Source organism: Aquimarina sp. AD10, assembly GCF_003443715.1.
Classification (GTDB): Bacteria; Bacteroidota; Bacteroidia; order Flavobacteriales; family Flavobacteriaceae; genus Aquimarina; species Aquimarina aggregata.
In genome coordinates this window covers 2,831,306-2,851,836 of the sequence record NZ_CP031965.1, presented here as the reverse complement: position 1 = coordinate 2,851,836, position 20,531 = coordinate 2,831,306, and the positions used below count along the sequence as shown (strand labels likewise).

The following is a 20,531-nucleotide window of genomic DNA, read 5'->3' as shown; positions in this document are numbered from 1 at the left end:
AAGTAATTTTGATTATGAGTTTGACAGAAAATACAATAAAAGACTTAAATAAAACACTAAAGGATAAAACTCCTTTAGAAATTGTACAATGGGCCGTTAGTAATGCTAAAAATCCTGTTGTGACCACTAATTTCAGACCTTACGAAGCTGCTATACTTAATGTTTGTGCCAAAGGATTGTCAGATATGCCTGTGATATGGTGCGATTCTGGATATAATACTCCTAATACATATAGACATGCTGAGGAAGTAATTGAGTTGTTGAGTTTAAATGTACAACTGTATGTGCCTAAACAAACAACAGCACATAGAGATGTAGTTATGGGTATTCCTGATATAGATGATCCTCAACATAAAGTTTTTACTGAACAAGTAAAACTAGAACCTTTCAAGAGAGCTATGAATGATTTTAAACCAGATGTTTGGTTTACAAATTTAAGAAAGGGGCAAACTGCTCTTAGGGATTCATTGGATATTTTGAGTATGGGTAAAGATGGAGTTTTAAAAGTTAGTCCTTTCTACTATTATAGTGATGCAGAATTAGACGTTTATTTAGAAGAAAATAAACTACCTAATGAATTTAAATATTTTGATCCAACTAAAGTCTTAGAAAATAGAGAGTGTGGATTGCACACTAGTTAATTAAGAAAAAATAGTATCAAAAAACGCAATAGAAAAGAAGTTACATGGAAGTGATAGAAAATATAAAAGAACAAGTGACAGATATAAAAAAGCTAACGGTAAATCCTTTAGAGAGTGAAGCAATTTATATTTTTAGAGAAGTAGTGGCACAATTTGAGAAACCAGTATTGCTTTTTTCTGGAGGAAAAGATTCTATTACTTTGGTTAGGTTAGCACAAAAAGCTTTCTATCCGGGTAAAATACCATTTCCATTATTACATATAGATACAGGTCATAATTTCCCTGAAACAATAGAGTTTAGAGATAGACTAGCTAAAGAATTAGGTGTAGAGCTTATAGTGCGTAATGTGCAAGATTCTATAGATCAAGGAAAAGTAATAGAAGAAAAAGGAAAATATGCTAGTAGAAATAGTCTTCAGACAACAACACTTCTTGATGCATTAGAAGAATTTAAATTTGATGCAGCTATAGGTGGAGCCAGAAGAGATGAAGAAAAGGCAAGAGCCAAAGAACGTATTTTTTCTGTAAGAGATGATTTTGGACAATGGGATGAAAAAAACCAACGTCCAGAGTTGTTTGATCACCTTAATGGTAAAATTGATTTAGGACAAAACGTAAGAGTGTTTCCAATTAGTAATTGGACAGAATTAGATGTTTGGAGTTATATCGAAAAAGAAAATATCGAAATTCCTTCAATCTATTTCGCGCATAAGCGTAAGATCTTTGTAAGAGATGGTATGATTTGGTCTGCCGAGGATGATGTGGTATATCGTGAAGATGATGAGGTAGTAGAAGAAAAAATGGTGCGTTTTCGTACCGTAGGAGATATGTCTTGTACAGCAGCTGTTCTTTCTGACGCTATTACAATCGACAAAGTTGTAGAAGAAATTAGAGAATCTACAATTTCAGAAAGAGGAGCACGTATAGATGATAAACGATCTGAGGCTGCTATGGAAAAACGTAAACAACAAGGATATTTCTAGAAAACTATAATGTGTATAATTCTGAAATGTTAAACTTAGCTTGTCGAAGTGATTTCAGAATCGAATGAATATTAATAATATAGAATACTACTCCCATAAGGAGAAATAATAATAGCTATGGACGTATTAAAAATAGCAACTGCAGGAAGTGTAGATGACGGAAAAAGTACTTTAATCGGAAGGATTTTGTATGATACAAAATCATTAACAACAGACAAATTAGAGGCTATAGAAACCAGAAGTAAAGCTAATGGTTTTGATTATCTTGATTTTTCATTAGCAACAGATGGATTAGTTGCAGAAAGAGAACAAGGTATTACTATTGATGTTGCCCATATCTACTTTTCAACGCGAACAAAAAGTTATATAATTGCTGATACTCCAGGACATATCGAGTATACAAGAAATATGGTTACCGGTGCTTCTACATCACAAGCTTCGATTATTTTAGTCGATGCACGTAAAGGGGTAATAGAACAGACATACCGCCACTTTTTTATCAATAATTTACTTCGAGTAAAAGATGTAATTGTTGCAGTTAACAAGATGGATTTAGTAGACTTTTCTCAAGAAAAGTATGAAGCTATAAAAGCTGATTTTGAAAAATTAATAGAGAAAAGTGATTATAAAGAACAAAATATAACATTTATACCAGTAAGTGCTTTACAAGGAGATAATGTCGTAGATGCTTCTCAAAATACTCCTTGGTATAAAGGGCAGACATTGCTTGAACATTTAGAAAAACTAGATGCACAAGATGTATATGAGAAAGCAGAAGTGCGTTTTCCAATTCAAACTGTAATACGACCTAAGAAAGATGAGTTTCATGACTTTAGAGGGTATGCAGGTAAATTGTATGGAGGAGATTTATCAGTAGGTGATGAGGTGACAGTATTACCATCATTAACTACATCAAAAGTAAAAGAGATTTTCTTTTTTGATCAAAAATTTGATACCGCAGGTAGAGGAAGTTCATGTACCGTAACTCTAGAAGATGATGTAAATGTAAGTAGAGGAGATATGATTGTGAAATCTTCAGAAAAACCAAGAGTAGAAAAACAATTAACCGCTACAGTATGTTGGATGGATAGTAAAAATCTAAATCCAGGGACAAATTATTTTATCCAAAGTGGTAGTAGTCGAATACTAGCAAAAGTTAAAAATATAAGTGGTACTGTGGCTACCGATTTTTCTGGAGAGGATACCGATAAAAATTCATTGAGTTTAAACGAAATAGGAAAAGTACAAATACAGTTAAGCAAACCTTTAGCTGTCGATTCTTATAGTAAGAATAAAGCTTCAGGCTCGTTTATATTGATAGATTCTCAAACAAATAACACTTCGGGAGTGGGCTTTATTGAGTGATAAAAGCCTTTTGTCGAGAGGAAGAAAAACAGGAATTTTAGAATAAAAAAATCTTTACACAAAAGTCATAATTATGAGTTTTTTTAAAGTAATGAAATACGAAAAAAGATGCAAAGTTTTAGAACAGAAATAGAAAACCCAATTGTCCAAAAAGACATTATAGAATTAGCGAATAAAATAGAGCAATTTCATAAGGGTAAGATTGATGAAGAGAAATTTCGTAGTCTTCGTCTGGCACGTGGTGTTTACGGACAGCGACAAGAAGGTGTACAAATGATTCGTATCAAATTACCTTATGGTAAAGTGTTAAGTAATCAATTGAGACGAATTAGTGAGGTGTCTGATGAGTATTCGAGAGGAAGATTACACATCACAACGCGTCAGGATATTCAGATTCATTATGTTGATCTAAATAGAACTCCAGAACTTTGGGCAGAATTAGAAAGAGATGATATTACTTTAAGAGAAGCTTGTGGTAATACGGTGCGTAATGTGACAGCTTCAGAAACTGCAGGTATAGATCCAAAAGAACCATTTGATGTGTCACCATATGCAGATGCATTATTTCGTTTCTTTTTAAGAAATCCTATATCCCAAGAAATGGGACGTAAATTCAAGGTTTCCTTTTCAGGAACCGAAGAAGATACAGGCTTATCTTATATGCATGATTTAGGCTTTATTGCTAAAATCGAAAATGGAGTTAGAGGTTTTAAAGTAATGCTGGCAGGAGGTTTAGGTTCACAACCAAGACATGCAGATGAATTGTATAGCTTTTTACCTACAGATAAAATTATTCCTTTAATGGAAGGAGTATTAAGAGTGTTTGATCGTCATGGCGAACGTAAAAGTAGAGCTAAGGCAAGAATGAAATTCTTAGTAAAAGATATAGGAGTAGAAGCATTTAAAGAATTAGTAGAAGCAGAGCAAAAAGCAATTGCACAAAAGACAGTTGCCATCGATGCAGAAGCGTATAAAGTTTCTAAGCCAGTATCTATAGAGGCGCCAGTAGTACAAATTAAAAATCAACAATCTTTTGACCTCTGGAAAACCACAAATGTAATTCCACAGAAACAAGAAGGGTATGTAGCGATAGGAATTAAAGTTTTACTAGGAGATTTCTATACGGATAAAGCTAGGTTATTAGCTGATCTCGTAGATAAATATGCGGCAGGAGAAATTAGATTATCGTTACGACAAAATATTTTAATTCCTTTTGTAAAAGAAGATTTAGTACCACTTTTCTATCAAGAATTAGAAAAATTAGGATTTGTAGAAGCAGGATATAACAAAGCAGTAGATATCACAGCTTGTCCAGGAACAGATACTTGTAATTTAGGAATAGCAAGTAGTACTGGTATTGCAGAAGAACTAGAACGCGTGATCAAAACAGAATATCCTCAATACTTAGAAAAAGAAGATTTGGTAATCAAAATTAGTGGATGTATGAATGCTTGCGGGCAACATAATATGGCTAATATCGGTTTTCAAGGAATGTCTGTTCGTACTAAAGATAAATTAGTAGCCCCAGCATTACAAGTGTTATTGGGAGGTGGAAACTTAGGAGATGGTAAAGGGCGTTTTGCAGATAAAGTTGTAAAAATACCAAGTAGAAGAGGACCTGAAGCATTGCGTAGAATTTTAAATGATTTTGAAGCAAATGCAAATGATAAAACTTTTGTAGAGTATTATGAAGATAAAGGAGAGAAATATTTTTATGATTTTCTTACCGATTTATCAAATGTAGAAAACTTGACTCAAGAAGACTTTATCGATTGGGGTACAGAAGAAGAATACGTAAAAGCAATAGGAATAGGAGAATGTGCTGGAGTGGTGATTGATTTAATCGCAACTTTATTTTTAGAAAGTGAAGAAAAAATTGCTAACGCAAAGTATTCTTTTGAAAACGAGATTTATTCTGATGCTATATATCATGCCTATAGCTCTCTTGTAAACTCGGCAAAAGCATTATTACTTGCAGAAAATAAGAAAACAAATACGCATGCAGGAATCATCAGTCAGTTTGATGAAGAATTTGTAGCAAGTGGTAAAATAAAGTTAGAAGGAACATTTGCTGATTTGATATACCAACTTCAGAAAAATGCACCAAGCAAGGACTTTGCAGTAGATTATATCAAAAAAGCAGAGCAATTTTTACAAAAAGTGCAAGCGTTTAGAGCTCTTGAAGTAGAAAATGTGTAATATCTTTATCAACTTGAATAGTATTCAGGTAACGAGTAATAGATAGATTAAAGAATGAGAACAAATATTAAAATACCTAAATTGACAGTAGTTGGAGCTGGACCAGGAGATCCAGACTTAATTACGTTAAAGGCAATTAAAGCTTTAGAATCTGCAGATGTGGTATTGTATGATGCGCTCATTAATGAATCATTGCTGCAATATGCTCCTAATGCAGAGAAAATATTTGTGGGCAAACGAAAAGGATGTTATGCCTATCAACAAGAACAAATCAATGATCTTATAGTTAACAGGGCTAAAAGTCATGGACACGTTGTAAGGTTAAAAGGCGGTGACCCGTTTATTTTTGGACGAGGAGCAGAAGAAATTGATTATGTACAAGAATTTGGAATAAAAACATATATGGTTCCGGGGATATCATCTTCTTATGCAGTACCTGCATATCAAGGGATACCATTAACTAAAAGAGGATTTTCAGAAAGTTTTTGGGTGATTACAGGAACTACCAAAGCTCATAAACTATCACAGGATGTTTGCCTGGCAGCTAAATCAAATGCAACTGTGGTTATTTTAATGGGAATGAGTAAGTTATCTGAAATAGTTAGTATATTTGCAGCCGAAAATAAAGAAGATATTCCAGTCGCAATTATACAAAACGGAACCAAAGATAATGAGCAATTTGGATTTGGTACGATAAAGACTATTGAGAAAGTAGTTTTAGAGAAAAAACTATCATCCCCGGCTATAATTGTTATAGGTGAAGTAGTGAAGCAAAGAGTAAAATTAGCTTCGATTTACAAAGAAGTAAAAGAAGAAATTGTATCTTGATAGTTCAGGATAGCTATAAAGATGGAAGAGAGAAATAATTTATATCCGGTTTTTTTAAAAGTCAAAAACCTTGAAATCCTAATTGTAGGAGGGGGTAATGTCGCAGAAGAAAAACTTACGTTCTTATTAAAATCAAGTCCAGATGCCAAAGTGACCATAGTTTCACCTATGTTCAGAAAAGATACAATCGCTTTAGCAGATAAATTTGGAGTTGTAATGATTAAAAAGAAGTATCATAGACGTTTTTTGAAAGGAAAACATATTGTGATAGCTACTACTGATATACCTGAGGTGAATGTAAAAGTTTATAAAGACTGCAGGAAAAGAAGTAAACTGGTTAATGTAGCAGACAATCCACCGTATTGTGATTTTTATATGGGCGGAATTGTAACCAAAGGTAATGTCAAAGTGGCTATTTCGACTAACGGAAAGTCGCCAACAACAGCCAAAAGACTACGTCAGTTTTTTGAGGAAGTAGTTCCTGAAAATATTGATGATTTAGTTAAAAATTTAAACGAATATAGAAAAACAATTAAAGGTGATTTCGAAGAAAAAGTGGAGACACTTAACGAATTTACTAAAGGATTAATAGGAAAAAAAGAAGTTGAAAATGATTAAGACTGATATTTTAATAATCGGAGCAGGACCAACAGGATTATTTACTGTTTTTGAAGCAGGATTACTCAAGTTAAAAACACATCTAATAGATGCTTTACCGCAACCTGGAGGACAGTGTTCTGAAATATATCCTAAAAAACCAATTTATGATATCCCTGGTTTCCCAGAGATTTTAGCTGGAGATTTAGTGAATAATTTAATGGAACAAATTAAGCCTTTCGAACCTGGTTTTACTTTAGGAGAACGTGCAGAAACTATCGAAAAACTTGAAGATGATACATTTTTAGTAACAACAAATAAAGGTACTAAACATAATGCACCTGTAGTAGCTATTGCCGGTGGATTAGGATCTTTCGAACCTCGTAAACCGCCTATTCCAAATATTACTGATTTTGAAGATAAAGGAGTAGCATATATTATTCGAGATCCTGAAGTTTATAGAGATAAACGAGTTGTAATTGCTGGTGGTGGTGATTCTGCGCTAGATTGGACAATATTTTTAGCCGATGTAGCTAGTGAGGTAACCTTAGTGCACAGAAGAAATGAGTTCAGAGGAGCTTTAGATTCTGTAGAACGGGTGGCAGAGCTTACTAAACTAGGAAAAGTAAACTTAATTACAGAAGCCGAAGTAAAAGAGCTAAAAGGAGATGATCACGTTACCGGAGTTGGGATTAAACATAAAACAGAAGGTGATATTCATGTTGATACAGATTACTTTATTCCTTTATTTGGTCTATCACCAAAATTAGGACCTATAGGAAATTGGGGACTAGAGATCGAAAAAAATGCAATTAAAGTAGATAACTCTTACGATTACCAAACGAATATCCCAGGGATATATGCAATAGGAGATGTGAATACATATAAAGGAAAGCTTAAATTAATTCTTTCTGGTTTTCATGAAGCCGCAATTATGTGTCAGAGTGCATACCAAAGAATTTTTCCAGACAAAAAGTACGTTATGAAGTATACTACTGTTGGTGGTGTTGAAGGATTTGATGGAAGTAAAAAAGAAGCTAAAAAAGAAGTAGTAAAAGCGATTGTATAGTGTTTATTATTTAAAAATTGATACACAAAAAATGGCACGAATACGTATTCGTGCCATTTTTTATTTAAATATATAATTAAAAAGTAAAAAGTGCCTCGATATTTATCGAGGCACTTTGATGTAACAACATAAATGATATTACTGTACTATTAATTTTTGCATTACTAAGTCTTTGCCTTTATGCGCCACTTTAACAAGATATATACCGGGTTTAAGAGCTAAGTTTTTGGTAGATATCGTGTGTATTCCAGAAGTTAAATTGATTTGTGATTTAATGTCGCCCTGAATCGAGTAAATTGATACAGTCGCTTCTTCAGTTATATCAGGAATATGAAGTGTAAATTGATCTGTTGTTGGATTAGGTGTAATCTTTATTTCTATTCCTGTGTCTTCATCTTCATTTCCTAAAATTATAGATGTTTTGTCCAAGTTTGTTGCCAAACTTTTAGTTGATGTAGTTCCGCAAGAACCTTCGTAAATTTTTACATTGGTAAATACAGAACCATTACCACTACCTGCATCATTGTCATTAATAAAAACTAGACGATCCATATTACCTGTATAAAAATCACCTACGGGTATTTTATAAGTGATGGTTCCGCTTGTATAATTATCATAATTTGTAATGCCATAATTTTGAGTTCCATAAACTTTAAAATATCTGGAAGAGGTTAATTGATTGTCATTTTCGAAGCCTATTCCATGAATTTCACCTTCAGATGTACTGCTAAAATCAAATTCCATCATAGTATTTGCAGTTACAGTATAATCCATTGCAATAAATTTCCAAGTATTGTTTGATAAAGATAGACTTGCGCCTTGATCAGTAATCGAAGAATTTCCTGCGTTATCTTGATTAGAGAATGCATTAACAGTAAAATTATTAAAATTAATAGCTTCACAGGTATTTCCACCTCCGGTTGATTCGGTTATACTAAGATCGTCAATTGCAACATCACCTTGCCAGCTATTTCCAGTAACAGTATTAAGACGTAGTTGTACACTAGAATTCCCAGCATAACTAGATAAATCTACTTCTGCAATGTTCCAGTCTGTTCCTTGAGCCTCTGTTCTACTAAACACAGTAGTCCAAGCTCCGTCATTATTAGTTCTAGCTTCTATGGCCAGATTTCCTATTGCAGAACCAGTCATATGGTATTGAAAAGATAATGTTGGAGTCGATACATTAGATAAGTCTAAACAAGGCGAATTAAGAATTGCCCTTTTATTAGGAAATCCATTTCCATTTCCTGAGGCTTCCACATAAATATAAGATGTTCCATTTGCAGCATTGTTCGGTCCAGTACCATTAGATGGGGTTCCGTTAGTATTAACGGTCCAATCTAAATCATCTCCTGTTGTTGCTTGACTCCAGTCTCCAATAGAACTTTCAAAACTTTCTGCATAAGGAAAAGTGTTTACATTTCCGGAACATTCATTAGAACCACCACCATTTACAGATGTTAGTGTAAAAACTAATGTGCCTACTTTTTGAGAATTAAAAGGAGCAATACCTCTAAGACTAGAGATTGGTTCTTTAGGGTCTGTAGCAGGGTTGTTTAAAGAATAAGTTGTTCCCTCTTCGGTACCAGCATCATAAGGAAATATATCCAAAGATATACTTTGAATCCATTCGTTAGAACTGTCTAATAAAGAAACACTATTTACTGCAATCATCCAATCAGGACTAGGGGCGATCATAGATAGTAAGGATACAAGAGGATAATCACTATTAACAGATAGATCTTTTATAGTGATCGTTCTTAAGGTTCCATTAAAAAAAAGATTAGGGCCTTCGATATACTGATCTGCATTGCCTGCAGTTATAGCGGTATTTACTTCAGCATTAAATGTGCCATTTGATCCGGTCTCTGCAACTCTTTCGACTCCAAGTGTTGCAATCCCTCCATTTCTTAAAAAAGTAATGTTACTATTATGGGTAGCACCAACTAATTCTGTAAAATGTGCATTTGCCCCAGGTAATGGACCATGAGCTTCCCAGTTACTGGTAAAGACCACATCATAAATTGCTGTGGATTGGCCGTACGTCGAAATCGCTATTAGAAATAGCGAAATTTGAAAAGTTAGTTTTTTCATGTGAATATATTTAAATTGGTTTAATAATAGAATATTCAGACGTATACGTGAAAATAGACTTACAAGAAAAACGACCAATTTTTCGAATAAAAATGTAAATTATTGATTATTAGAATGATTAAGGTTTTGTTTTTAATTCACTGATAATCAGTTATATGGATTAAGCGTTGTTAAAATATGTTGAAGCCGTAACAAAAAAACATTTCAAAGATGTATTAGGAAAATATTATAGAAATAATGTAAGAAATTTGTTTCGTTTTGAATACAAAATTGTGTTACAAAAGAGCAATAGAAGTTCGTTATTTACCAAGAGAGAATAACAATAAAAAAAGAGTACTATACTTTAGTCTTTGATTATATTTGCAAATAGAAATTTTGATATATGTCAGATATTACAATAAAAATAAAAGATAGAGAAGGAGTAGTGCATGAATTGCAAGCGCCAACTGATATGGCAATGAATTTAATGGAGGTTTGTAAAGCTTATGAATTACCTGTCGAAGGTACTTGCGGTGGTATGGCAATGTGTGCTTCATGTCAATGTTATGTTTTATCAGATCATCAACTGCCAGAAATGGGGCAGGACGAAGATTTAATGTTAGCTGAAGCTTTTTATGTAGAAGATAATAGTAGATTAGGTTGTCAAATACCTATTACTACTGATTTGGATGGATTAGAGATTGAGCTTGCTCCAGAATCATAATACTTATTTTTTTAGGTTTTTTTATTCGCACCACTATTTTTTCATATTTCCATTCTTGTCCATTTCGGTAGGCAATAATATCTAATTTCCCTTTTCCTTTAGGGCCTCTAATACCTACAGTGATAGCAACTTTAGTAGTATCATTTGAGTACGCTACATCTCCCTCTAGAAGTCTAAAAAAATCGTGAGGATATAGTACACCTAATTTATTAATTACTTGATCATTTTTTCTAGCTTTTTCTAAAGCATGTTCTATCAGGTTTGGCTGTATAAAAACAGAACCGTATCTAAATGCTGCATTTCCTGTCATTACAAAAAAAGTAGATGTAAATATTGTTACCAATAGTAAAGGTAGTACCCATTTCCAATTTCGATTCCACCAATTTTTTTTATAAGAAACTTCATTCATAAGCCGTAGAATTATGACTAATATTTATACTTTAATGATATGTATCAATTAACTTCATTTTTTTAATAAAGACGTTAGATAACCTTTGTATGTTGCGGGTTGTATGTGAGATCTATATGATTAAGTTATGAAAAAGGATAAAGATGAAAAGAAAGTGAGTAATATATAGAAGTTAAGGTATAGGTCGAATGTACACCATTTGTATCCTTTTTTCTATTTAATGTATCACTTTTGTAACCCTTAAATTTTTGGAAGTAATGGTGTAAAATACAGTTTTTTGATATCGTTATAAAAAGAATGGTTTTTTGGAGCATATGACAATAATTTAGTTAATTTTTTAAATAATATTTAGATTATTTATGGTTGATTTCTAACCATTTGTTATGGTTTATATGTAGTTGTTCGTAGTAATTTTATGTATATCAACTTTTTACACATAAAATTAACAATTATGAAAAACTTAAAACACACAATTTTACTGGTATTATGTATTGTTGGATTCCAACTAACAATAGCACAACCCACCCCTCCAAACGGGAAGAAATGGGAAAAAGTAGACGTCTTGTCAGATGAATTTAACGGAAATTCATTGAATACTTCCAAATGGTTAATAAATGATCCACAGTGGGAGGGTAGACGACCTGCAAGATTTGAAACATCTTCAGTATCTGTTTCAGGTGGAAACCTTAAAATTTCAGCATCGAAAAAATCAAACCCATTTAATGGATGGACCCACAGCGGTGGACTTGTAAGAGCTAAAACAAGAAGTTTGTATGGGTATTACGAAACGCGAATGAAAGCTAATAAAACATTCATGTCTTCTACTTTTTGGTTAATCAATAAACGAAACGAGTTTACGGGTTGCGATTTTAGAACTACAGAACTTGACATTACAGAAACTGTAGGGGTTAATAGTAACGGAGCAAATTGGGTGAATAATACGATTAGAAACATGAATTCTAATACGCATAGTAGAGGTACTTCTTGTAATAGTACTCCTGTAGGAATAAAAGGAGCTAAAGCTGCACTTGGTGGACAATCTTGGCAAGCATATCACACCTATGGGGTATGGTGGAAAAGTAAAACTGAGGTATTGTTTTATCTAGATGGTAAGTTTGTGAATAAAGTAACCCCTGCTGCAGATTTTAATCTTCCAATGTATTTACGAATGGTTGTAGAGACTTATGACTGGAACCCTCCTAAGGCAGGTGCAGACGGTATGAATGATTCTGCAGCTAATCGTACAACACTTTATGACTGGGTGCGTTCTTATAAATTAGTTGATTGTAATTCTAATTGTGGAGGTAACCCAGATCCAGGATCTAGTGGAACAGTTACTATGAAAGGGCAGTCAATAAATAAATTTATAAGCTCAGAAAATGGGAATAGATCGATGAGAGCCGTAAGCAATTCAGCTGGAGGACAAGAAAAATTTATAGTTAAATCTGAAGGTAATGGTACGGTAAGTTTTAAAGGGAACAATGGTAAATATGTGAGTTCAGAAGATGGTAAAAAAGCCATGAACTGCAACCGTAATGCTGTTGGAGCATGGGAAAAATTTACCCTAGTGCCTCAAGGGGGTAATGTGTACGCAATTAGAGGAAATAATGGTAAATACGTGAGTCATGAGAATGGAAGTAATAATGGAATTAATTGTAATAGAAATGCAATAGGATCATGGGAGAAGTTCGTTATTAACGGACTTAATAAATCTAAAGAGTTTACTACAGATAATGCACCTTTAGAGCGTAAAGTTACAACGTACCCAAATCCAATAAAGGCTAACGGAACTCTAAATATGTCATTTGAATTACAAGAAGAAACCAAAATCGCTGTTACTTTATATAATATCGCAGGACAACAAGTACTAAAGAGTAATTTAGGAACTTTTAAAGCCGGTAGCCACGACTTAAAATTATTTGATAGATCAAAAAGTTTTAGTAATGGTATATATATCTTAAAAGTTAAAATGAATGATATAGAAACATTAGAACGTTTAAATTTTAGATAATAATATTCACTTTAAAAGGTAATAATTACTTTTAGATCGTAAGTATTATAATATAAATCGCAGTAATTCTAGAATTACTGCGATTTTTTTGATACTAACATAAGAATAATAAACTAGTTCCATTTCATTAGTATCATAAATTAAGGTATTTATTCAGTCTTTTAACCCTTTAAAATTAATGTAATACACTTAGGTGTTAATAGGGCATTCTCCTCTGTTTTATAGAATGTTATTGTTTTAGTTTTAGGACGTGCAACAAAAATCAATAATTATGAAAACAAACTTTTTTGGGTTAAAATATCCTGTTTTAACCACGCTGTTAGCAAGTGTATTATTATTTACAAATTGTGAAAAAGAAGCAATTCTTGACACAAAATCAGAGGCTATAATTACAGAGCAAGATGATTTTCTGAAACAAGCAAAAATAGAGTATTTAGAAGAGAAAGGAATTGATATTATAGATATCGATATTATTGATATAGACTGGTGTTCAATTATACCAAATTTATCGGGTTACTACTCTGCTAATGATGGAGGACATTATTATGTAAGACATATTGGGAACAAGATATATTGGTTTGGAGAACATCCATCTGGGATATGGGCAAATGTATTTAGAGGTACTATAGACGGAAAAACAATAACTGGAGCTTTTTATGATGTTCCCAAAGGAAGTATTCAAGGATTAGGAAGTTTAGTGTTATCCGTTAAATGTTTTGGTAGTGGTTTCACAAAAGTTTCTGGTGCTAATTTTGGGGGATCCAATTGGACAAAAACAACTAAGCCTACAAATCTACCGCGCCCAAGAATTGCAGGATTTGGTGTTCGCAATGATGAGAATAATCTAACAGGAAGATGGGTTGGTGATGATGGAGGTATTTATTACATAAGACAAATTCATAATCAGATTATATGGTTTGGTGAACGTAATTTTAGAAACGGACAACCCGCTTGGTCTAACATTGCTTGGGGGAGCAATGTTTACGGAGGGTTATGGTTAGATTGGATAGATGTTCCAAAAGGAAGTGCTAATAGTGCAGGTGGAATTCTTAGAGGTCACGTAGAAGGACCAAATTATATAACTCTAGGTCATAATACCGGAGGGTTTGGCGGAGGACGACTCTGGAGATAGTATATCTCGAATACTAAAAATTTAAGATCTTCTCAAAAGAAGGTCTTTTTCTTTATGAACTCATCTTGCCTTTTTATTTTTAACCGAAAATGAGATGCGATCTGTACAAATTTTAGCCATTTCTTAGGAAATAGAAAAAGTCAAGATGAGTTCTATATATAAAATCTCAAAATAAACTTGCACAACAAACCACTATGTCTTTTCTTTGTGGTCTAATTATAAGAACGAGGAATCGTTCAGCTCATATACATTTTTACTGTTATCAAGAAAGGTGGAGGGAATAGACCCTATGATGCCTTAGCAACCCTTTATCTAATGAAGAAGGTGCTACATTCTATCCCCCTGGGACTAGATAACGAAGATTCATAGTTATACTATATTTTCCATTTATTTTTCTTGATATAATTCAACTCCTTTTTAAGGGAATAAATTTTTGATAATGATACGCCTATGTTGTAGTGATGTTTCATTGTCATATTTTAAAATTAGGATTGATTTTAATCAACCTAAGAAATTACTATGAAAGATATAAAGAAGATTTTAGAAGAAAGAATCCTTGTGCTAGATGGGGCAATGGGTACAATGTTGCAAAGGCATAAATTTACAGAAGAAGATTTTAGAGGAGAACGCTTTAAAGATTGGCATGTTCCTGTGCAAGGAAATAATGATTTATTAAGCATTACTCAACCCGCTGCTATAAAAGAAGTACATGCATTGTATTTTGAAGCTGGAGCTGATATTGTAGAGACAAATACATTTTCGGGTACGACAATAGCAATGGCCGATTATGAAATGGAAGATTTGGTCTATGAATTAAACTACCAATCGGCAAAGATTGCTAAAGAAGTAGCAGATGAGTTTACGGCAAAAGAGCCACATAAACCCCGTTTTGTTGCAGGATCTATTGGTCCTACAAATAGAACAGCTAGCATGTCGCCCGATGTTAATGATCCAGGGTATCGAGCAGTAACTTTTGATGACTTAAGGAAAGCGTATAAGCAGCAAGTAGAAGCTCTCGTAGATGGGGGGTCAGATATTTTATTAGTTGAAACTGTTTTTGACACCCTTAATGCGAAAGCAGCACTTTTCGCTATTGAAGAAGTGAAAGAAGAAAAAAATATAGATATCCCAATTATGGTAAGTGGCACCATAACCGATGCCAGTGGTAGAACCTTATCTGGTCAAACAGCTGAAGCCTTTTTAATTTCAGTTTCACATATTCCTATGCTATCAATTGGTTTTAATTGTGCTTTAGGTGCAAATCAGTTGACACCGCATTTAGAAGTGCTCGCGCAAAAAGCTGATTTTGCAGTATCAGCACACCCCAATGCAGGGTTACCAAATGCCTTTGGTGAATATGATGAAACACCAGAACAAATGGCAGAACAGATCAAAGAATATATGGACAAAAGTCTAGTCAATATAATAGGAGGATGTTGCGGGACAACACCAGAACATATTTCGGCTATAGCCGAACTGGCTAAGAATTATAAACCTAGAACCGTGGGTGTGATCGCATAGTTTATGAGTAAGCAAGGAAAAAGAAAATATCTCAAACTTTCTGGTTTAGAACCTATGATAGTTTCGGCTAACACTAATTTTATTAATGTTGGAGAACGAACAAATGTGGCTGGATCACGTAAGTTTTTACGCTTGGTCAAAGAAGAAAAATTTGATGAAGCTCTTGATATAGCAAGACATCAGGTAGAAGGAGGAGCACAGGTTATCGATATTAATATGGATGACGGTTTAATTGATGGTAAAGAGGCCATGGTGCGTTTTCTTAACCTAATTATGGCCGAACCCGATATTGCTAGAGTACCTATTATGATCGATAGCTCTAAATGGGAAATTATTGAAGCGGGCTTGCAGGTAGTACAAGGAAAATGCGTTGTCAACTCAATAAGTCTTAAAGAAGGAGAGAAAGAATTTATAACGCATGCAAAGGCAATTAAACGATACGGAGCGGCTGTAATCATAATGGCTTTTGATGAGGTTGGACAAGCAGATAATTATGAAAGACGTATAGAAATTTCTAAAAGATCGTATGATATATTAGTAAATCAAGTAAAATTCCCAGCCGAGGATATAATATTTGATTTAAATATTTTTCCCGTGGCAACAGGAATGGATGAACATCGGAAAAATGCCATAGATTTCATAGAAGCTACGAGATGGGTAAGAGAAAATCTCCCCCATTGTAGTGTGAGTGGTGGTGTAAGTAACGTTTCTTTTTCATTTAGAGGAAACAATCCTGTGCGAGAAGCTATGCATTCAGTGTTCTTATATCATGCTATTAAAGCTGGGATGAATATGGGGATCGTAAATCCGGCAATGCTAGAGGTATATGATGATATCCCTAAAGACTTATTAGAACATGTCGAAGATGTGATTCTTGATCGAAGAGATGACGCAACAGAACGATTACTTGATTTTGCAGAGACTGTAAAAGGAACAAAAAAAGAACAGACCGTAGATCTTTCTTGGCGAGAAGAACCTTTACAAAACAGAATTACAAGAGCATTAGTAAAAGGTATAGATCAATATATTGTAGAAGATGTAGAAGAAGCGAGACAAAAAGCAGATAAACCCATCGAGGTTATAGAAGGAAACTTAATGGTGGGGATGAACGTTGTGGGTGATTTATTTGGATCAGGTAAAATGTTTTTACCTCAGGTAGTAAAATCTGCTCGTGTAATGAAAAAAGCAGTTGCTCATCTATTACCTTATATCGAAGAAGAAAAAAAGAAAAACCCAACATCTTCTAACGGTAAAGAAAATGCTGGTAAAGTATTAATGGCAACTGTAAAAGGTGATGTTCATGATATTGGAAAAAATATTGTTTCAGTAGTACTCGGATGTAACAACTATGAAATTGTAGACCTTGGTGTAATGGTGCCTCCAGAAAAGATTATACAAACGGCTATTGATGAACAAGTAGATGTTATTGGTTTAAGTGGTTTGATTACTCCATCTTTGGATGAAATGGTGTACCTGGCAAAAGAAATGGAACGTAAGAATTTTAAGGTTCCGCTATTAATAGGAGGTGCAACAACTTCTAAAGCACACACGGCAGTTAAAATAGATCCACAATATAAAAATGCAGTAGTTCATGTAAATGATGCTTCAAGAGCAGTTACAGTAGTAGGAGATTTGTTAAATAAAAGGATCAATCAAAAATACATAGGAAATCTTAAGGATGACTATGAAAAATTTAGAGAAGGATTTTTAAAAAGAACAAAAAAGAAAGAATACTTAAGCATTAAAGAAGCCCGTAAAAACAAATATAAAATTGATTGGTCTATTGCTAAGATTACAAAACCCAATAAGATTGGTAGTACAGTAATTGAAGATTTAGAACTTAGAAAACTTGAACCTTATATAGATTGGACTCCTTTTTTTAGATCTTGGGACTTGCATGGCAAATACCCTGGTATTCTAACAGATGAAATAGTAGGAGAGCAAGCAACTTCTTTATTTAAAGATGCGCAAGAACTATTACAAAAAGTTTTTGATCAAAAGCTTTTAGGAGCTAAAGCTGTTTATGGATTGTTTGAGGCTAATTGTGTTAATGATGATGATATTGAGCTGTCTTCTAACAAAGGTAATTTCAAATTTAGAACGTTACGTCAACAACTAAAAAAACATGCAGGAAAGCCAAACTTTGCATTATCTGATTTTATAGCACCAAAAGAAAGTGAAATACAAGATTATATAGGTTGTTTTTGTGTTACGACCGGATTTGGTACAAAAGAACTTGCAGAAAAGTTTGAAGCCGAACATGATGATTATAATGCTATAATGATAAAGGCATTGGCGGATAGATTGGCAGAAGCTTTTGCTGAATATTTACATGAGAAAGTGCGTAAAGAAGATTGGGGATATGCTAGCGATGAAAAACTGACAAATTTAGAATTGATAAAAGAAAATTATAAAGGAATTCGACCCGCGCCTGGGTACCCTGCATGCCCTGATCATTTAGAAAAATTAACAATATGGGAAGTACTAGAGGTAAAAGAACGAATTAATGTCGAGCTAACAGAAAGTTTGGCTATGTGGCCGGCAGCATCAGTATCAGGATATTATTTTGCCAATCCAGAAGCTCGATATTTCGGGCTAGGTAAGATAAAAGAAGATCAAGTAAAAGATTTTGCAAGTAGAAAAAAGATCGATTTCGAGTATGCAAAAAAATGGCTTAACCCTAACCTGATCGATACCTAAAATCTAAAGCATATGGATATAGAAGATTGTATTACACAACTTGAAGAAGTTTTTGAAGGAAAGCCTTGGTATGGTACGTCAGTATTAAAATCTCTGGAGTTGATTCCTGTGCTATTTTGGAACAAAAATTTAGAGAATAGTTCAAATTCGATCGCAAAACTTGTTTATCATATTATAGATTGGCGTTGGTTTATTATTGAGAAAGTCAAGAATAATGAAACATTCAGTATCGAGTTAAATTCTGAAAAAGATTGGAGAAAAAATAGCTCAGTAATTACTCAAGAAGAAAAGGAAAAATGTATAGGTGAACTTATAAAAACTCAAGAACTACTATGCCGATTAGTATCTGAAAAACCAGATTCATGGTTATATGAGTTTGCTGCTGGCAAAGACTATAGTAATGAATATATGATAAGAGGTTTACTACAACATGATTTGTATCATCTGGGACAGATTAATATGTTATATAGTAAGTTAAAGAAGTAATTAAATAGTAAAGAAAGTAATTTTTGATTTCGTTTTTTGGATAAAATACTTATTGCAAAAGAATGGATCAATATTTAAGAATAAGAATAAAAGAATAGATGAAAGTAACAGAGCATATAGAAAAGGCTAAAGGGAAAACATTATTTTCTTTTGAATTAATACCACCTCAAAAAGGGAGAAGCATTCAAGAATTGTATGATAATATTGATCCTTTAATGGAATTTAATCCACCTTTTATTGATGTAACAACATCTCGAGAAGAATTTATATATATAGATAGAGAAGGATTACTGGATAAGAAACTAACAAGAATGCGACCAGGAACATTAGGGATTTGTGCATCTATTACGCATAAGTATAATGTAGATACAATCCCTCATGTATTATGTGGTGGATTTACTAAAGAAGAGACAGAGTATCTTTTAGTGGATTGTCATTATTTAGGAATTGATAATGTAATGGCTTTGCGTGGTGATGCTATGAAAGAAGAAAAGTATTTTATTCCCACCAAAGGAGGACATAAATATGCTAACGAATTGGTTACACAAATATCCAATATGAATAAAGGACAATATCTCCATGAAGTAATTGAGACAAATAATAAGTCCAATTTTTGTGTAGGAGTAGCCGGATATCCAGAAAAACATATGGAAGCTCCTTCAATGGACTCAGATATTCGTAGACTAAAGGAAAAAGTAGATGCAGGAGCAGATTATGTTGTGACTCAAATGTTTTTTGATAATAAAAAGTATTTTTCATTTGTAGAAAAAGCAAGAGCTGCAGGTATAAATATCCCTATTATACCTGGAATTAAACCAGCTGCGGTAAAGAGACATTTGCAATTATTACCTCAAGTTTTTAAATTAGATATGCCAGATGATCTTGTAAGAGCAATCGAAGGGTGTAAAAATAATGCCGAAGTAAGAGAAGTGGGTATTGAGTTTGCGATACAACAATCTAAAGAACTAATGGATTTTGGAGTACCAGTGCTGCACTATTATTCTATGGGTAAATCAGATAATATTAAGAAAATTGCAAGTGCTATATTTTAAATAGAAGAATCTAAAACTTCTTTCAATTCGATAAGTGAACCGATTGTTTTGGTTGGGATAATACCCCAAGGGTCAAATACTGATTCTGAAGATCGCCGAACCCATATTGTACGCACGCCATATGCCGAGGCTCCAATAATATCAAATGGATTACTTGATATTAGCCAAGTCATATTTTTGGTTGAATCTGTTTTTGTATTAAAGTACCGATAAACAATCGGACTTGGTTTAAATATCTTTACATCTTCTGCACTAACTGATCCATTAATGAACTGATCAATTTGGGCAGTTTTAATTAGATTTTGGATAGCTTGATTACTACCATTTGAAAATGCATATATTTTATGATTTGTATTTTGAAGTAGTTTTAAACCTTGTATTACATCAGGATAAATAGGTAGTGTCTTATATTCATTTAATAAATTTTTTTTTTGTTGGCTGGTAAGAGGTTCGTTTAGTTTCTTGCATGTATAGTCAAGAGCTTGCTCTGTGCAAATTGAAAAATCGACATAAGAATTCATTAAACCCCGTCTAAATGAATATTCTAATTGAGTATTACGCCAAGTTTGCGTAAACAATTTAGAAGAGTCTCCAATAATTTTGTTTACAGAATGTTCTATTGATGTCGTATCGATTAAGGTTCCATAAATATCAAAAGCCAAAGTAAAAGAAGTCATAATTCTATAAAATATCAAAAACAATATACCGTTTGAAAGGTAGAATATGTTAATGACTTAA

Annotated in this window: 17 protein-coding genes and 1 riboswitch; of the genes, 14 read left to right on the top strand and 3 right to left on the bottom strand. The window is 33.3% G+C overall.

All coding sequences use genetic code 11. The features are described from left to right. Positions 1-14: 14 nt before the first annotated feature. The 7 genes from D1816_RS11845 (at position 15) to D1816_RS11815 (ending at position 7,682) form a co-directional block, all read left to right on the top strand. Positions 15-641, top strand: coding sequence for a phosphoadenosine phosphosulfate reductase family protein (locus D1816_RS11845; RefSeq protein ID WP_066316867.1), 627 nt, complete (start codon positions 15-17; stop codon positions 639-641). A gap of 44 nt (positions 642-685) precedes the next feature. After that, positions 686-1,624 carry a sulfate adenylyltransferase subunit CysD gene (cysD, locus tag D1816_RS11840; protein ID WP_066316864.1) on the top strand — a complete coding sequence of 313 codons (939 nt, stop codon included), beginning with the start codon at positions 686-688 and terminating at the stop codon, positions 1,622-1,624. 117 nt (positions 1,625-1,741) lie between these two features. Then, positions 1,742-2,989, top strand: coding sequence for a sulfate adenylyltransferase subunit 1 (locus D1816_RS11835; RefSeq protein WP_118503085.1), 1,248 nt, complete (start codon positions 1,742-1,744; stop codon positions 2,987-2,989). A 108-nt stretch (positions 2,990-3,097) separates the two neighbouring features. Further along, complete coding sequence (locus D1816_RS11830; protein WP_118503083.1) at positions 3,098-5,188, top strand: HEPN domain-containing protein; 2,091 nt, start codon at positions 3,098-3,100, stop codon at positions 5,186-5,188. Positions 5,189-5,242: 54 nt separating this feature from the next. Then, positions 5,243-6,016 (top strand): uroporphyrinogen-III C-methyltransferase, encoded by a 774-nt coding sequence (gene cobA, locus D1816_RS11825; protein WP_066316853.1) that lies wholly within the window; start codon positions 5,243-5,245, stop codon positions 6,014-6,016. A 21-nt stretch (positions 6,017-6,037) separates the two neighbouring features. Next, positions 6,038-6,634: a bifunctional precorrin-2 dehydrogenase/sirohydrochlorin ferrochelatase gene (locus D1816_RS11820; RefSeq protein ID WP_066316851.1), complete on the top strand. Its 597-nt coding sequence runs from the start codon at positions 6,038-6,040 to the stop codon at positions 6,632-6,634. Continuing rightward, positions 6,627-7,682, top strand: a complete 1,056-nt coding sequence (locus tag D1816_RS11815) for an NAD(P)/FAD-dependent oxidoreductase (protein WP_118503081.1) — start codon at positions 6,627-6,629, stop codon at positions 7,680-7,682. Before D1816_RS11820 ends, D1816_RS11815 begins: the two co-directional genes overlap by 8 nt. A 138-nt stretch (positions 7,683-7,820) precedes the next feature. On the opposite strand, the gene D1816_RS11810 is transcribed toward D1816_RS11815, so the two are convergent. Next, a complete protein-coding gene (locus D1816_RS11810; RefSeq protein ID WP_118503079.1) occupies positions 7,821-9,779 on the bottom strand; it encodes a spondin domain-containing protein in 1,959 nt (652 codons plus the stop codon). Positions 9,780-10,161: 382 nt separating this feature from the next. Here D1816_RS11810 and D1816_RS11805 point away from each other — a divergent pair, with 382 nt between their 5' ends. Beyond that, positions 10,162-10,482, top strand: coding sequence for a 2Fe-2S iron-sulfur cluster-binding protein (locus D1816_RS11805; protein WP_066316840.1), 321 nt, complete (start codon positions 10,162-10,164; stop codon positions 10,480-10,482). Here the strand turns inward: D1816_RS11805 and D1816_RS11800 are convergent. Then, positions 10,436-10,891 (bottom strand): cytochrome c oxidase assembly factor Coa1 family protein, encoded by a 456-nt coding sequence (locus tag D1816_RS11800; protein ID WP_066316838.1) that lies wholly within the window; start codon positions 10,889-10,891, stop codon positions 10,436-10,438. The genes D1816_RS11805 and D1816_RS11800 overlap by 47 nt on opposite strands. A 451-nt stretch (positions 10,892-11,342) precedes the next feature. Between D1816_RS11800 and D1816_RS11795 the strand changes: the two genes are divergently transcribed. The 6 genes from D1816_RS11795 (at position 11,343) to metF (ending at position 19,793) form a co-directional block, all read left to right on the top strand. Beyond that, complete coding sequence (locus D1816_RS11795; RefSeq protein ID WP_233565289.1) at positions 11,343-12,902, top strand: family 16 glycosylhydrolase; 1,560 nt, start codon at positions 11,343-11,345, stop codon at positions 12,900-12,902. 271 nt (positions 12,903-13,173) lie between these two features. Beyond that, entirely contained in the window at positions 13,174-14,034 is an 861-nt protein-coding gene (locus D1816_RS11790; RefSeq protein ID WP_118503074.1) for a hypothetical protein, read from the top strand. Between the two features lie 256 nt (positions 14,035-14,290). After that, a riboswitch (SAM riboswitch) is annotated at positions 14,291-14,393 on the top strand. Positions 14,394-14,553: 160 nt separating this feature from the next. Beyond that, positions 14,554-15,555: a homocysteine S-methyltransferase family protein gene (locus D1816_RS11785; protein ID WP_118503072.1), complete on the top strand. Its 1,002-nt coding sequence runs from the start codon at positions 14,554-14,556 to the stop codon at positions 15,553-15,555. Between the two features lie 3 nt (positions 15,556-15,558). Beyond that, on the top strand, positions 15,559-18,255 hold the full coding sequence (gene metH / locus D1816_RS11780) for a methionine synthase (protein WP_118503070.1): 2,697 nt from the start codon (positions 15,559-15,561) through the stop codon (positions 18,253-18,255). A 12-nt stretch (positions 18,256-18,267) separates the two neighbouring features. After that, the gene (locus D1816_RS11775; RefSeq protein ID WP_118503068.1) at positions 18,268-18,741 is read left to right on the top strand and encodes a DinB family protein; all 474 of its coding nucleotides are present in this window, start codon (positions 18,268-18,270) and stop codon (positions 18,739-18,741) included. Positions 18,742-18,839: 98 nt separating this feature from the next. Then, on the top strand, positions 18,840-19,793 hold the full coding sequence (gene metF / locus D1816_RS11770; RefSeq protein ID WP_118503066.1) for a methylenetetrahydrofolate reductase [NAD(P)H]: 954 nt from the start codon (positions 18,840-18,842) through the stop codon (positions 19,791-19,793). Here the strand turns inward: metF and D1816_RS11765 are convergent. Then, entirely contained in the window at positions 19,790-20,470 is a 681-nt protein-coding gene (locus tag D1816_RS11765; protein ID WP_118503064.1) for a haloacid dehalogenase type II, read from the bottom strand. The genes metF and D1816_RS11765 overlap by 4 nt on opposite strands. Between the last annotated feature and the right edge of the window lie 61 nt (positions 20,471-20,531).